Origin of the sequence: Sinomonas albida (genome assembly GCF_004919045.1) — a bacterium.
GTDB lineage: Bacteria > Actinomycetota > Actinomycetes > Actinomycetales > Micrococcaceae > Sinomonas > Sinomonas albida.
The window spans coordinates 1-14147 of record NZ_SWDW01000021.1 but is presented as its reverse complement, the minus strand read 5'-3'; the positions used below and the strand labels follow the sequence as shown (position 1 = coordinate 14147).

Annotated in this window: 16 protein-coding genes; 7 read left to right on the top strand and 9 right to left on the bottom strand. The window is 70.2% G+C overall.

Annotation, left to right across the window (positions count from 1 at the left end; all coding sequences use genetic code 11):
* The first annotated feature begins 2 nt into the window (after window positions 1-2).
* From cpaB to E6A26_RS16665, 6 genes are read left to right on the top strand one after another with little or no spacing between them, the layout of a single operon-like run.
* Window positions 3-722 carry a Flp pilus assembly protein CpaB gene (gene cpaB / locus E6A26_RS16690; protein ID WP_136612337.1) on the top strand — a complete coding sequence of 240 codons (720 nt, stop codon included), beginning with the start codon at window positions 3-5 and terminating at the stop codon, window positions 720-722.
* On the top strand, window positions 719-1918 hold the full coding sequence (locus tag E6A26_RS16685) for an AAA family ATPase (protein ID WP_136612336.1): 1200 nt from the start codon (window positions 719-721) through the stop codon (window positions 1916-1918). Before cpaB ends, E6A26_RS16685 begins: the two co-directional genes overlap by 4 nt.
* On the top strand, window positions 1915-3396 hold the full coding sequence (locus tag E6A26_RS16680) for a CpaF family protein (protein ID WP_136612335.1): 1482 nt from the start codon (window positions 1915-1917) through the stop codon (window positions 3394-3396). Before E6A26_RS16685 ends, E6A26_RS16680 begins: the two co-directional genes overlap by 4 nt.
* Entirely contained in the window at window positions 3387-4319 is a 933-nt protein-coding gene (locus tag E6A26_RS16675) for a type II secretion system F family protein (RefSeq protein ID WP_136612334.1), read from the top strand. The genes E6A26_RS16680 and E6A26_RS16675 overlap by 10 nt, the downstream gene beginning before the upstream one ends.
* A gap of 9 nt (window positions 4320-4328) precedes the next feature.
* Window positions 4329-5216, top strand: a complete 888-nt coding sequence (locus E6A26_RS16670) for a type II secretion system F family protein (protein ID WP_136612333.1) — start codon at window positions 4329-4331, stop codon at window positions 5214-5216.
* Between the two features lie 28 nt (window positions 5217-5244).
* The gene (locus E6A26_RS16665; protein WP_168928772.1) at window positions 5245-5646 is read left to right on the top strand and encodes an Hpt domain-containing protein; all 402 of its coding nucleotides are present in this window, start codon (window positions 5245-5247) and stop codon (window positions 5644-5646) included.
* A gap of 121 nt (window positions 5647-5767) precedes the next feature.
* On the opposite strand, the gene E6A26_RS16660 is transcribed toward E6A26_RS16665, so the two are convergent.
* On the bottom strand, window positions 5768-6610 hold the full coding sequence (locus E6A26_RS16660; protein WP_136612331.1) for a response regulator transcription factor: 843 nt from the start codon (window positions 6608-6610) through the stop codon (window positions 5768-5770).
* Between the two features lie 129 nt (window positions 6611-6739).
* Between E6A26_RS16660 and E6A26_RS16655 the strand changes: the two genes are divergently transcribed.
* Window positions 6740-8407, top strand: coding sequence for a sensor histidine kinase (locus E6A26_RS16655; protein ID WP_168928771.1), 1668 nt, complete (start codon window positions 6740-6742; stop codon window positions 8405-8407).
* A gap of 103 nt (window positions 8408-8510) precedes the next feature.
* Here E6A26_RS16655 and E6A26_RS16650 read toward each other — a convergent pair whose 3' ends face one another.
* From E6A26_RS16650 to E6A26_RS16615, 8 genes are all read right to left on the bottom strand, one after another.
* Window positions 8511-9473 (bottom strand): tRNA pseudouridine synthase A, encoded by a 963-nt coding sequence (locus E6A26_RS16650; RefSeq protein WP_136612329.1) that lies wholly within the window; start codon window positions 9471-9473, stop codon window positions 8511-8513.
* Window positions 9474-9536: 63 nt separating this feature from the next.
* The gene (rplQ, locus tag E6A26_RS16645; protein WP_136612328.1) at window positions 9537-10124 is read right to left on the bottom strand and encodes a 50S ribosomal protein L17; all 588 of its coding nucleotides are present in this window, start codon (window positions 10122-10124) and stop codon (window positions 9537-9539) included.
* 63 nt (window positions 10125-10187) lie between these two features.
* On the bottom strand, window positions 10188-11198 hold the full coding sequence (locus E6A26_RS16640) for a DNA-directed RNA polymerase subunit alpha (protein WP_136612327.1): 1011 nt from the start codon (window positions 11196-11198) through the stop codon (window positions 10188-10190).
* 126 nt (window positions 11199-11324) lie between these two features.
* Window positions 11325-11729 carry a 30S ribosomal protein S11 gene (gene rpsK / locus E6A26_RS16635; RefSeq protein ID WP_043120112.1) on the bottom strand — a complete coding sequence of 135 codons (405 nt, stop codon included), beginning with the start codon at window positions 11727-11729 and terminating at the stop codon, window positions 11325-11327.
* Window positions 11730-11763: 34 nt separating this feature from the next.
* Window positions 11764-12141, bottom strand: coding sequence for a 30S ribosomal protein S13 (gene rpsM, locus E6A26_RS16630; RefSeq protein WP_136612326.1), 378 nt, complete (start codon window positions 12139-12141; stop codon window positions 11764-11766).
* Between the two features lie 182 nt (window positions 12142-12323).
* The gene (gene rpmJ, locus E6A26_RS16625; protein ID WP_011775570.1) at window positions 12324-12437 is read right to left on the bottom strand and encodes a 50S ribosomal protein L36; all 114 of its coding nucleotides are present in this window, start codon (window positions 12435-12437) and stop codon (window positions 12324-12326) included.
* Between the two features lie 63 nt (window positions 12438-12500).
* Complete coding sequence (gene infA / locus E6A26_RS16620) at window positions 12501-12722, bottom strand: translation initiation factor IF-1 (protein ID WP_011775571.1); 222 nt, start codon at window positions 12720-12722, stop codon at window positions 12501-12503.
* A 330-nt stretch (window positions 12723-13052) separates the two neighbouring features.
* Window positions 13053-13907, bottom strand: a complete 855-nt coding sequence (locus E6A26_RS16615) for a type IV toxin-antitoxin system AbiEi family antitoxin domain-containing protein (protein WP_136612325.1) — start codon at window positions 13905-13907, stop codon at window positions 13053-13055.
* Between the last annotated feature and the right edge of the window lie 240 nt (window positions 13908-14147).

Sequence of the window (14147 nt, the reverse complement as noted above, 5' to 3'; positions counted from 1 at the left end):
TCGTGAAGTCCAGACTCGTTGCCGGCGCCGCCGCCCTCGTTGCGGCCATCCTCGGCGTCGTGCTGGTGATCTCATACGCCAATGGCGCCGACGCCCGCGCCCAGGCCGGAATGAAGCCGACCGACGTTCTGGTCGTCACGAAGCCAATCCCCCAGGGCACACCTGCGGCGAACATCGGCGACTCGGTGCAGCTCAAGTCGCTCCCTGCGAGCGCGGTCGCCCCCACGGCGCTCCACGCCCTCGACGGGATGTCCGGGAAGGTGGTCTCCACGGCCCTCCAGCCCGGCGAGCAGCTCCTCTCGGATCGCCTCGCCGATCCGAGCAGCCTCACGGCGCCGGGCACGGTCCCGGTTCCGGCGGGCCTGCAGGAGGTCTCGTTCCAGCTCGGCGCGGACCGGGCCGTGGGCGGGCGCCTCCAGGCGGGCGACGTCGTGGGGATCTTCCTCTCGTTCGACCACGGAGCCGTCTCCTCCGGCGGCCCCGAGAGCACGGCGCTCGTCTACCACATGGTGCTCATCACGAACGTGCAGGGCCCCCAGACGGCGGACAACTCGGGCAAGCCCGCCACCGCGCCGCTCATGATCACCGCCGCGGTGACCGACGCGCAGGCCACGAAGATCGTCTTCGCCGCGCAGTTCGGCACCATTTGGCTGAGCAAGGAACAGGCCAGCTCCCCGCAGGGCAACTCGGCAACGGTCGACCGATCGAAGGTGTACCAATGAGCCGCTTCGTCCTGATCTCCCCGAGCCCGGAGTTCGCCGCGGCCATGCAGACAGCGGTCGACGGCGCCCTCCCGGGCGGCGTCTACACGGTCGCCACCGCGGAACTCCCCGAGCAGCCCGAGCAGATCTTCGCGCTCCTCGGCGGGGTGCGCCCCGCCGTCGTCGTCCTCGGCCCCGGCGTGCCGCTCGACGGCGCGCTCCGCCTCGCCACCGTGTTCGACGTCCGCTTCCCCGACGTCGCGGTGCTCCTCGTGGCCGACGCCGACGCGGACCTCATGCTCCAGGCCATGCGGGCCGGGGTGCGGGACATCGTATCCCCCGCCGTCGAACCGCACCAGCTCCGGATCGTCCTCCAGCGCTCCGTCCAGGCCACGGAAGGCCGCCGCCGCGACCCCGAGCCGGCAGAGCCGGGCACCCGCCGCGGCCGCGTGATCGGCGTCTTCTCCCCGAAGGGCGGCGTGGGCAAGACGACGCTCGCCACGAACATCGCCGTGGGCCTCGGCAAGACGGCTCCCATGAGCGTGGTGATCGTCGATCTGGACCTGCAGTTCGGCGACGTCGCCACGGGGCTCGACCTCGACCCCGAGCACACGGTGACGGACGCCGTCACCCGCGCGGCGGCCCAGGACTCGATGGTGCTCAAGGCCTTCCTCACCCTCCACACGGCGGGGATCTACGCACTGTGCGCCCCGCGGGACCCGATCGAGGCGGACGGCATCGAGGCCGATCAGGTGGGACGCCTCATCCGCCAGCTCGCCGACCAGTTCGACTACGTCGTGGTGGACACGGCCCCCGGGCTCGGCGAGTGCACGCTCGCCGCGCTCGAGGAGTGCACGGACGGCGTGTGGGTCACAGGAATGGACGTTCCCGGGGTCCGCGGCCTCCGCTCGAGCCTCGAGGTGCTCGGCCGCCTCGGGCTCCTCCCGGAGACCCGCCACCTCATACTCAACATGGCGGACGCGAAGGCGGGCCTGAGCGTTCGCGACGTCGAGGCCACGGTGGGCGTGCCCGTCGACGTGAGCGTCCCGCGCTCGCCCGCGATCTCGTACTCGACCAACCGCGGCGTGCCCGTGCTGCAGTCGCCCCGGCGCGGCGACAAGGCGAGCTCGGCGCTGGGCGAGGTCGTCGAGCGGTTCACCCCGGAGGGCGCCGCGCGCCTCCGCCGCAAGCTCCACCGAAGGGTAGTTGTCTCATGAAGCTCTCAGAGCGCGTCAACCTCGCGGAGGGCCGCCCCGCCTCGGCGCCGTCCGTCGCGGCACCCTCGGCCGCGCCGTCGGCCGTCGCCCTCGCCGAGCCCCCGGCTCCGGCCGGTCCGGGCGCGCAGACGCTCGCCGGCAAGGCGGCCGCAAGCAGCCCGGTCGCGCCCCGAGCCATGCCCGCGGACGCCCTCGCGGGCCTCAAGCAGCGCGCGGCCGCGGCCTTCTTCGAGCGCATGGGCTCGCGCTTCAGCGATTCGACGGCCACCGAGGACGAGCTCCGCACCGCCGCGCGCGACGAGCTCACCCAGGTCATCGACGACGAGCACGTGCCGCTGAGCGCCACCGAGCGCTCACGCCTGCTCCGGGACATCGAGGACGACGTCCTGGGCTACGGCCCGCTCCAGCGCCTCCTCGACGACGACGACATCACCGAGATCATGGTCAACCGCCACGACCAGATCTACATCGAGCGCAAGGGCCACCTCGTCTCCTCGGGCCTGAGCTTCAGCTCGGAGGAGCAGCTCCGCAACGTCATCGAGCGGATCGTCTCCCGCGTGGGCCGCCGCATCGACGAGTCCTCGCCGCTCGTGGACGCCCGCCTCGCGGACGGCTCCCGCGTCAACGCTGTCATCCCCCCGCTCGCGGTGGGCGGCTCGTCGCTGACCATCCGAAAGTTCGGCAAGGTGCCGCTCACGGTGCGCGACCTCATCGGCTTCGGCACGCTCACGCCGGAGATGGCCGAGCTCCTCGAGGCGTGCGTCAAGGCCAAGCTCAACATCATCGTCTCGGGCGGCACCGGCACGGGCAAGACGACGCTCCTCAACGTGCTCTCCTCCTTCATCCCTGGCGACGAGCGCATCGTCACGATCGAGGACGCCGTCGAGCTGCAGATCCAGCAGGACCACGTGGTGCGCCTTGAGAGCCGGCCGCCGAACACGGAGGGCAAGGGCGAGATCACCATCCGAGACCTCGTCCGGAACTCCCTCCGCATGCGCCCGGACCGGATCGTGGTCGGCGAGGTCCGAAGCGGCGAGTCGCTCGACATGCTCCAGGCCATGAACACGGGCCACGACGGCTCGCTGTCGACCGTGCACTCGAACTCGCCCCGCGACGCTATCGCGCGCCTCGAGACCCTCGTGCTCATGGCCGGCATGGACCTGCCGCTTCGGGCCATCCGCGAGCAGATCGCGTCCGCCGTGAACCTCATCGTGCAGATCTCGCGTCTGCGCGACGGCACACGACGCATCACGCACGTCACCGAGGTTCAGGGCATGGAGGGCGACGTCGTCACGCTCCAGGACGCATTCGTGTTCGACTTCAGCGCCGGCCTCGACGCAACCGGCCGCTTTGCTGGCAAGCCCATCCCCACGGGCGTGCGCCCTCGCTTCCTCGAGCGCTTCGAGGACCTCGGGATCCACGTCCGCCCGGGCGTGTTCGGCCCGTCGATGATGTCCCAGGAGCACCCATGGAAATAATGCTCGGCTGCGGCCTCATCCTGGCCGGCGGGCTCGCGGGCGCCGTGCTCGCCGTGCGGCCCGGGCAACGCACGCTCCCCGTGTCTCGCCGCCGCCCGGCCGTGGCCGGCCCGAGCTCGGCGTTCGGCCGCGCCGCCACAAGCGCCGCGGATGGCCTGCAGAGCTGGCTCACCACGAGGCGGCTCACACTGGTCTCCCCCGACGCTCTCGAGCTCGCGGGGGTCCGGCTGCGACAGGCTGACCTGCTGCTGCTGGTGGTGGGGGCCATGGCGCTGTGCGCGGTGATCGGCCTCATGATCGGGAGCCTCGGGCTGGGGCTCCTCCTCGCCGTGCTCATGCCGTTCATCCCGCGCATCCTGATCCGCTCCCGGATCTCCTCCCGCCGGAAGCGATTCGGCGACCAGCTCGCAGACACCCTGCACCTCCTTTCGGGCGGCCTCCGCGCGGGGCACAGCATCCTGCGCGCCGTCGACGCGGCCGCCTCGGAGAGCCCGGAGCCGACTGCACACGAGATGCGCCGCATCGTTCAGGACACGGCGCTCGGCCGCGATCTCCTCGTGTCCCTCGAGGACACGGCGCAGCGCATGGACAGCCAGGACTTCGTGTGGATCGCGCAGGCGATCCAGATCAACCGCGAGGTGGGCGGCAACCTCGCTGACGTGCTCGACCAGGTCAACGAGACCATCCGCGAGCGCGGCGAGATCAAAGGCCACATCGCGGCGCTCGCGGCCGAGGGCAAGTTTTCGGCGTACATCCTCATGGCCCTGCCCATCGCGATCGTGCTCCTCCTCATGGCCGTCAACCCCACGTACATGACCGTCATGTTCACGAGCCCCATCGGCTGGGCCATGATCGCAGCCTCGGGGATTCTCATGACGATCGGCGGCCTCTGGCTGCGCAAGATCATCGACATCAAGTTCTAGGCAGGAACCATGCCCATTCCTCTTCTCGCCGCGCTCCTCGTGGCCGTCGCGGTGGCGACCCTGTGCTGGTCCGTGCTCTCGGTGGACCGGCGCGAGACCCGTGCCATCCGCGCGAACCTCGGCCGCGGGATCACCTCCTCGACCGAGGCCGAGTCCGGCTCCGGCGTCCTGGAGCTGCTCGAGCGGGTCGCGCGCCGCCTCACGCCAGGCGCCTACGTCCGCCGGCTCGACCGCCTCCTCGCCCTGGCCGGCCGCCCGGCGTCGCTCCCGCTGGGCCGGCTCCTCGCTGCGAAGCCCGCCCTCGGCGCCGTCGGCGCGGCGATCGGTGCGCTCATCATCTCGACGAGCCCCGAGCCGCTCATGCGCCTCGTCGCGCTGTTCGTCGTCGTCCTCGGCTACATGCTGCCGGACCTCATGCTCCTGAGCCGCGGGATGGAGCGGCAGACCCAGATCCAACGCGACCTGCCCAACACGCTCGACCAGCTGCTCATCTCTGTCGAGGCAGGGCTCGGCTTCGAGGCGGCCCTGAGCCGAGCGAGCTCAAACGGAAAGGGCCCGTTCGCGGAGGAACTCGTGCGGACGCTCCAGGACATGCAGGTGGGACGCTCGCGCCGCGAGGCCTACCTCGGGCTCGCCGAACGCACCACCACCCCGGAGGTGCGCAGCTTCGTCCAGGCGATCGTGCAGGCGGACGCGTACGGCATCGCGATCTCGCGCGTGCTCCGCGTCCAGGCCAAGGCGATGCGCGTCAAGCGCCGTCAGCGAGCGGAGGAGCAGGCCATGAAGCTCCCGGTCAAGGTCCTGTTCCCGCTGCTGTTCTTCATCTTCCCGGTCCTCTTCATCGCCATCCTCGGGCCGGCCGTCATCAACACTCTTGCTACTCTCTCAGGGCGGTAATGTTGACATGAATCTCAAGGAGACAGTCATGGCGGCAGGCGGATCCACGGCGGAGTGCCCGGATCACACCCTGCCGCTCGTAGACTCTGCCGCGCTCGACGCCTTGGCCGAGGATGTCGGCCCCGCCTCGGCGGCGGCGTTCGCCCGCGACTTCGCGGCGATGTGGCCGCGCCGCCGGGCAAGGCTCGTTCGGGCGCTCGGGCGCGGGGATCGAGACGCCGCGCTCGAGGCGGCCCTGAGCCTCCGCACCTCGTCAGTCATGGTGGGCGCTGCCCGGCTCGCGGGCCTCGCCGAGCGCGTCGAGGGCCTCGTCCGAACGAACGACGGCGCGGTCGCCCCAGACCTGCTGGCCGCCGTCGGCCTGTGCGGTGACCTCACCGTGAGCGTCCTCTGCCGGGGCGCCGGCGGCGCCGGGCAGGCTCCGGCCTAGCTCTCCCGCTCAACCGGTTCCCCGAAGTCCCCGGTCCCCAAGTCACCCCTGCGTGCCCGCAAGTCACCCAGTAGGGAACTTCTCTGCAGACAAGGGGACTTCCGGCGCCGGGCCTCCGACGCTACGAGGCCGGAGGCGCGAGGCGATAGCCGACCCCGCGCACGGTCACGAGCCAGCGCGGCTGCCGCGAATCGTCGCCGAGCTTGCGGCGGAGATTGCCCAGATGGACCTCGACGGCCCGCTCGTCCGCTTCGCTCACGTAGGAGTCCTCGCGATACCGCTCCCCGCGGGCCACCCGCACGAGCTCGGACCGGGTCAGCACGCCGCCGCCGGCGCGCAGAAGGGCGTGAAGCAGGTCGAACTCGCTCCGCGTGAGGTCGAGGGGCGTGCGGCCGAGGGCCACCGTCCGCGTCCGCGGATCGAGGGTGAGCCCGCTGTGGCGGAGGAGCGGGCCGGGACGCGCCGCGGGGGCCTGGGCGGCCCCGGCGCTCGGCGAGGTTGCACGGACCGGACTGGAGGGCGCCGTCGTCCGCTCGCGGTCATCGCCCGCCGGTGCGGCGGGGCGCCCTTCTGGCGTCGCGTCGGCAACGCCACCCCGCGGCCGCCGCATCATGGCGGCGATGCGCGCCCTGAGCTCGCGCGGCCGGAAAGGCTTGGTGAGGTAGTCATCGGCGCCGGACTGAAGGGCCAAGATGGTGTCCGGCTCCTCGTCGCGCGCCGTGAGCATGACCACATACGCGTCGCTCGAGGTCCTGATCCGGCGCAGCACCTCAAAGCCGTCGATGTCCGGAAGTCCGAGATCGAGCGTCACCACCGTCGGGGCCTCGCGGCGCGCAATCTCGGCGCCCTCGCGGCCCGTCGCGGCGCTCAGCACCTCGAAACCCGCTTGCCGCAGCACGTCCTCCACGAGATGGCGGACGTCGTCATCGTCCTCGACCACGAGGGCAAGACCAAGATCGTCCATTTTTTCTCTCCTCTGCGACACCGTCTACTGCGCCGGTCACCACTGCGACAGGTCTTTGTCATATTCTCATTACGCAGATGAATATCACACTGCTCAATCTGTCAAAGGGGGATGGAGGGAAGGAGCCACGTGTCGATCACCGAGCAGGCGCTTGTCCGGTGGGCGCGCCGGAATTTCCAACAGCTCGGACTCCGTGCCAGGGCGGCACTCTGCCAGCTCCCCCTCGTGGCTTCCGTTCTCGCGGCCCCCCTCGCGATGCCCGCCGAATGGACCCGCGCCGGCGAGCGTCCGCTGTTCCTAGCGGGGCTCCTCCTCCTGGTCGCGGCGACCGCGGCGTGCTTCGCGATCCCGTGGGACAGCCTCCCGCCGAACGCCTTGCTGGCAGTACCGATCCAGGACTTCGTGGCCATCGGCCTCCTCAACCAGGGCTCGGTGGATGGCCTGCGCGGTCTCGGGGCGCTGTCCATCATCCCCGTCATCTGGATCGCGGCGAGCATGCCGTCGACACGGACCGCGCTCGCCCTGAGCCTCGCGGGGCCGGTGTTCATCGCCCTGCCAGCGATGATCGAGGCCCTCGTAGGATTCAGGTCCACAGGGCTCGGCGACGCCCTCCTCCTCCCGCCCCTCCTGCTCACGGTGGCCGTCGCGGTGCGCGCCGCCCGGGCGGGACTCACCATCCAGGAACGGCAGCTCCGGGCCCAACAGGCCCGCCTGCAGAAGCTGCTCGTCGAGTCGCAGTCCACCGAGCGCCTCCTGACCACGCTCCTCGATGCGGTCAATGTGGGCATCGTCGCGGTAGGGCCCGACGCGCGGCCCATCAGGTCCAACCGCCGCTTTCGCGAACTGGCCGCAGAGTCGGGATGGTCCATGCCGGGGGTGGAGGGGAACGCGTCCGCCGGGCTTGACCTCTACGCCCGCGACCGCCGCACGCCGCTCACCCCCGAGCAGCTTCCCCTGTGCCGCGCCGCCGCGGGCGAACGAATCAACGACGAGATCGTGTGGCTGGGCCGAGGGTCCGATTCCCGCGCGCTCTCCGTCGTCGCGCGGCCAGTCGAGGGGCCGGAGGGCGGCGCAGTCATCTCGTTCGGCGACGTCACGGCGCTCGCGGGCGCAGTAGAGGACAAGGCGGAGCTGGTGCGAACGGTCGCCCACGAGTTCCGCTCGCCGCTCACAGCCGTGCTCGGCAACCTCGACCTCGTCCTCGAATCGGCCTCCCTCGCCCCCGAGGACCGCTGGCGCCTCGACGTCGCACAGCGCAGCGCCGAGCGCCTCATCGAGCTCGCCGCCGACCTCGCGGTCTCCTCTCCGGACACGCTCGCCGTGCGCCTCGAGGCGGCGGAGCTGTGCGCCGTGCTCACCGCCCGAGCGGACGCCGCGCGGCTCTCCGCCGCGGCCGCGGGCGTCCAGCTCGACGCGGACCTGCAAGAGCCGCTCTGGGTCCGGGCGGACCCGCTGCGCGTGGGCCAGGCCGTGGACAACCTGCTCTCGAACGCGATCAAGTATTCGCCCGACGGCGGGACCGTGCAGCTCCGCGCGGCCCAACGGGACGGCTGGGTCACAGTCGAGGTGAGCGACCGCGGCATGGGCATCGCGGCCGGCGAGCAGGGCCGGGTCTTCGAGCGCTTCTTCCGCACGGCAGAGGCGCGGCGCTCCGAGATTCCCGGCGTGGGGCTTGGCCTCGCCCTCACGCAGTGGATCGCGGAGCGGCATGGCGGTCGGCTCGAGGTCGAGAGCGAGCCGGGCCGCGGGAGCGTGTTCACGCTCCTCCTGCCCGTGCATGGCCCCGGGCTCGCCTGACGCTGGCACGCATCAGGGCCCAGGGCTTAGGGCTTAGGGCCCAGTGCCCAGGGCTCAGTGCCCAAGACTCAGTGCTGAATGCTCAGTGCTGAATGCTCAGTGCTCAGGCCGGATCGCGCTGGGCCCGCGTCTGCTCGGCGCGCGCGGCGAGCTCCTCCGCCGTGTCGGGGTAGCCGACCTCCTCGAGGACGAGCGGATGGGGCGGCGCGAGGCGGGTCTTCGCGTCCCTGACCTTCGCGAGCATCCGCTCGTGCAGCCACTCCGGCCGCTCGAGCCCCTCCCCGACGCGCAGCGACGCGCCGACCAGGGCCCGCACCATGTTGTGGCAGAACGCGTCCGCGCGCACGTGGGCGAGGACCACGCCGTCGTGCGTTCGCTCGAAGGAGAAGTCCTGGAGCTCGCGCACCGTGGTCGAGCCCTCGCGCGGCTTGCAGAACGCGAGGAAGTCCTGGAGCCCGAGCAGCTGGGCGGCCGCGCCGTTCATGCGGCCCACGTCGAGCCCCGCCTTGTGCCACAGCGTCACACCACGCAGGGTGGGGTCCCAGTGCTCGGGTCGGTCCGCGATGCGGTACGAGTAGCGCCGCCACAGCGCGGAGAACCGCGCGTCGAACCCCGCGGGAGGCACGACGGCGCCGCGCACCTCGAGCGCGCCCGTCTCCTCCCCGAGAACGCGGCTCAGCGCGCCGCGCAGGCGGCGGGCGAGGACGTCCTCCGGCGCAGCGTCCGAGCGACGCGGGAGTGACTCCCACTCCGCCGCGGCGAGGTCCACGTGGACGACCTGCCCGCGCGCGTGCACCCCAGCGTCCGTGCGCCCCGCGACCACGACGCGCGCGGGGCGGCGCAGGATGAGCGCGAGGGCGTCCTCGAGGGCACCCTGGACGGTCCGCAGCCCCGGTTGGACGGCCCACCCGCTGAACGGCCCGCCGTCGTACGCAACGTCGAGCCGCACGCGGACGCGCTCGCCCTGACCCTGCTCGCGCGCGGCCGGCTCCGGCGCAGCAGACTCCCGAGACGCGGGAAGGCCCCCGTTCCCGGAATCGGGAAGGGGGGCCTTCTCTGCTGTCATGCGCTCCAGTCTACTGAGATCGCCGGGCTGAAAGCTCAGCCGAGCCGCGCACGACGGCGGGACTCACTTCGCGTCGTCGTCGCCCTTGGCCTCGGCTGCGGGAGCCTCGGTGTCCTCGGCGGCGGTCTCGGCGGGAGCTTCAACCTCGGCCGGAGCCTCAGCCTCGGCAGGAGCCTCGACCACGGTCTCCTCGGTCTCGACGACCGGCTCGGCCTTCGGGGCGGCGGAGCGCTTGGCAGCGGCCTCCGCTTCCTTCACGACGGCCTGCTTCGGCGAGACCGGCTCCAGCACGAGCTCGATGACAGCCATGGGAGCGTTGTCGCCCTTGCGGTTGCCGATCTTGGTGATGCGCGTGTAGCCACCCTCGCGGTTGGCCAGCTGCGGCGCGATCTCCGTGAAGAGCTCGTGGATGATGCCCTTGTTCGTGTTCGTGCGCGCCGAGATGGCGGCCTGGACACGGCGGCGCGAGGCGAGGTCGCCGCGCTTCGCGAACGTGATGAGGCGCTCGGCGACCGGGCGGAGGCGCTTGGCCTTCGTCACGGTCGTCGTGATCCGCTTGTGCTCGAAGAGCGCGGCGGCAAGGTTGTTGAGCATGAGGCGCTCGTGCGCAGCGCCACCGCCCAGACGCGGGCCCTTGGCGGGTGCAGGCATAGTAGTTTCTCCTCGGGTGTGCCGCTTCCGGGCGCTGCCCGGAAACGGTCAATTCATGGTGGCTTAGAGGTCGTCGTCGCCGAACGGGGCCTCGTCCTCGTCGATCGCGGCTGCGCGAGCGGCGAGATCGAATCCGGGAGGCGAGTCCTTGAGCGAGAGGCCGAGCTCGACGAGCTTGGCCTTGACCTCGTCGATGGACTTGGCACCGAAGTTCCGGATGTCCATCAGGTCGGCCTCGGAGCGCGCCACGAGCTCACCCACGGTGTGGATGCCCTCGCGCTTGAGGCAGTTGTACGAGCGCACGGTGAGGTCCAGGTCCTCGATCGGCAGCGCCATGTCCGCGGCGAGCGCCGCGTCTGTCGGCGACGGGCCGATCTCGATGCCCTCGGCGGCCGTGTTGAGCTCGCGGGCCAGGCCGAAGAGCTCAACGAGCGTGGTGCCCGCGGAAGCGACGGCGTCGCGCGGCTTGATGGCCGGCTTCGTCTCGACATCCACGATCAGGCGATCGAAGTCGGTGCGCTGCTCGACGCGGGTCGCCTCGACGCGGAAGGTAACCTTCAGCACGGGCGAGTAGATCGAGTCAACGGGGATGCGGCCGATCTCGGCGTCCGCGGACTTGTTCTGCGCCGCGGAAACGTAACCGCGGCCGCGCTCGATGGTGAGCTCGAGCTCGAACTTGCCCTTGGCGTTGAGCGTCGCGATGTGAAGATCCGGGTTGTGGATCTCCACGCCGGCCGGCGGAGCGATGTCCGCAGCCGTGACGACGCCCGGGCCCTGCTTGCGCAGGTAGGCGACGACCGGCTCGTCCTGGTCCGAGGAGATGGACAGGCTCTTGAGGTTCAGGATGATCTCGGTGACATCTTCCTTGACCCCGGGAACCGTGGTGAATTCGTGCAGCACACCGTCAATCCGGACGCTGGTGACCGCGGCACCCGGAATAGAGGAAAGCAGAGTACGACGCAGCGAGTTGCCGAGCGTGTAGCCGAAGCCGGGCTCGAGCGGCTCGATCACGAATCGGCTGCGGTTGTCGGACACCACTTCTTCAGACAGTGTGGGGCGCTGTGCAATAAGCACGGGGTTTCCTTTCAGCGAGCATCCGCTATATGACGCAACACAGATGGATGGAAAACGGTCTGACTAAGTAACGGGCAGCTGGCCGGCCGGGGTTCCCCTCGGCCAGCCAGGCCCTGCGACAACCAGTTAGACGCGACGACGCTTCGGCGGGCGGCAGCCGTTGTGGGCGCTCGGGGTGACGTCCTGGATGGAGCCAACCTCGAGGCCAGCGGCCTGGAGCGCGCGGATCGCGGTCTCGCGGCCCGAGCCCGGGCCCTTCACGAACACGTCGACCTTGCGGAGGCCGTGCTCCTGCGCACGCTTCGCGGCAGACTCGGCGGCCTGCTGGGCGGCGTACGGCGTCGACTTGCGCGAGCCCTTGAAGCCGACCTCGCCGGCCGAGGCCCACGAGATCACAGCGCCCGAGGGGTCCGTGATCGAAACGATCGTGTTGTTGAACGTGCTCTTGATGTGCGCCTGACCGAGCGCGATGTTCTTCTTGTCCTTGCGACGCGGCTTGCGGACCGAGGTCGCACGAGTCTTCGGGGGCATGAGTACTCCTACTTCTTGGTGACGCTAGCCGCGATCAGCGGCCGGCCTTCTTCTTGCCGGCGACGGTCCGCTTCGGACCCTTGCGGGTGCGAGCGTTGGTCTTGGTGCGCTGACCACGCACCGGGAGGCCCTTGCGGTGGCGCAGGCCCTCGTAGCTGCCGATCTCCACCTTGCGGCGGATGTCGGCGGCGACCTCGCGGCGAAGGTCACCCTCAACCTTGTAGTTGCCCTCGATGTAGTCGCGCAGCTCGACGAGCTCGGCGTCCGTGAGGTCCTTCACGCGGACGTCCGGGTTGATGCCCGTGGCAGCGAGCGTCTCCTTCGCACGGGTGCGGCCCACGCCGTAGATGTAAGTAAGCGCGATTTCCAGCCGCTTTTCGCGGGGAATGTCAACGCCAGCGAGACGAGCCATAGTGGCGGTTCTCCTTTGTTGTCCGGAGGTCGTAGGCAGTACACCCGCACTTTTCTGTGCGGCCCCAGCCTCCGGGCCGGGGGTTAGCTGTCCGGGTTCTGAATTCGTCCCAGCGCAGCTTGTGCTGCCTTCTATCTATTTATTGCGTGGGCGGCGGCCCTGGCTGTCTCCCCGAGGGGAACTCAGCCCTGGCGCTGCTTGTGGCGCGGGTTCTCGCAGATCACCATGACCCGGCCGTTACGGCGGATCACCTTGCACTTGTCGCAGATCTGCTTGACGCTCGGCTTGACCTTCATGGCTTTCCTTTGCGTGTTCTGCAGGTGGTCAGCATGACGGCCGGGTGCCCCCGGCCGCGCTGCTTACTTGTAGCGGTAGACGATCCGGCCGCGGGTCAGGTCGTATGGGCTGAGCTCCACCACTACGCGATCCTCCGGGAGGATTCGGATGTAGTGCTGACGCATCTTCCCGGAGATGTGAGCGAGCACGACGTGCTTGTTCGTCAACTCAACGCGAAACATCGCGTTGGGCAGCGCTTCGGTCACGACGCCCTCAATCTCGATGACACCGTCCTTCTTGGCCATAGCCTCCGCTAACTGTTGTGCCGCCGGGCATACGGGCACCCGGTGGACGTCTATGGTTGATTCAACCGCCGGTCGCCACCCCGAAAAGGGCACGGCTGGGCCGACAGCCAACAAATAACTGTACGCCACCTCGGACGGGAAGTTAAATCGGCCCATAGTACACGCCGCCAGTTCCCACCCACAGTCGGTCAGACGCGCCCGCCCACGGTCCGCCGGCCACCAGCGCCGGACTCTCACCACGTTCAACCGGCCAACCGCGGCGCGTCGGGCCAAGGCGCCGGCGAGCCCCGCCGTCGTACGCCGTAAAAGTGGTGAAACTCCGACGCCGCACTAGAGCGCGTCGAGGTCCGGAAGCCCGCCGAGTGCAAGGCGCGCCTCGACGATGGCCGCGACCTGCCTCACCATTGACTCGGGCCGGTGCACGATGTCGGCGTAGCCGAACCGAGCCACCGCGAAGCCCAGCGACTGAGCCGTGTTGTCGCGACGGTAGTCCTTGTGCCGGCGTCGCGGAGCCTCGTGCTCCTTTCCGTCGGTTTCGACGTCGACGCAGCCTTCGACCAAAAGGTCCATGGATCCCACTCCGCGAATGGCCACCTGGGGCTCAACGTGGAAGCCCGCCCGGCGCAGCTGCGTGCGAGCGAGCGTCTCGAGGAGCGACTCCGCACCGATGTCCACGAGGTCGAGGATCCGGCGCGCCGCGGCGTTGCGTCGTCCGGGCAGCCGGTCTCGGAGGAAGTCCATCGAGAATCCTTGTCCGAACGCTGATTCCACGAGGACGAGGGCCTCCAGCTCAGGAAGGCACCGTAGGGCGTGCAGCAGGACGTCCGCCTTCGAGGCGATCCACCCGTCGGGTTCCCCGGGAACCCAGGTCTTGCGGTGCACCACGGCCCGCTCGGACGAGAAGGTGCCGTCTGGCCTCAGCACGTGCACGTCGTCCGGCTGGCGGAGCGTCCAGAGCCCGTAGTGCCCGGCAGCGGAGATGCAGGTGAGCCGCGAGTTGGTTGCGGCGCACCGGACTACCACCGGATCGGCGGCCGGGAGGGCGTAGATCCCGGTCCGAACCCGCTCGACGTGCCCAGCGCTGACGGCACGGCCGAGCTCGCGTTCTCCGATCCCTGCTTCGAGCAGCCCGCGCGTCCGCGCGACGCCGCCGCGGCTGCGCAGATGCTGCACCAAACGGTCCATTCAGCCATGCTGGCCCTCCGACGCTTGGGCGAGGGCCGCCGTCGCTGGCTATGTGGATAACCTCCCCGTCGGGGTCTCACCAGCTTTCAAGCGCACGACGGCGGGACTCGCCGGGCGGATTCCATCTGTCAAGTGCAATCGCTTCGCCGTGTCGGGGTCGGGTTCGGCTGTCAGGCGGCGGCGGGCAGGAGGAGTTCGGTGAGGGCCTGGGCGGGGGTGCGGAGTCCGAGTGTCGGTCGG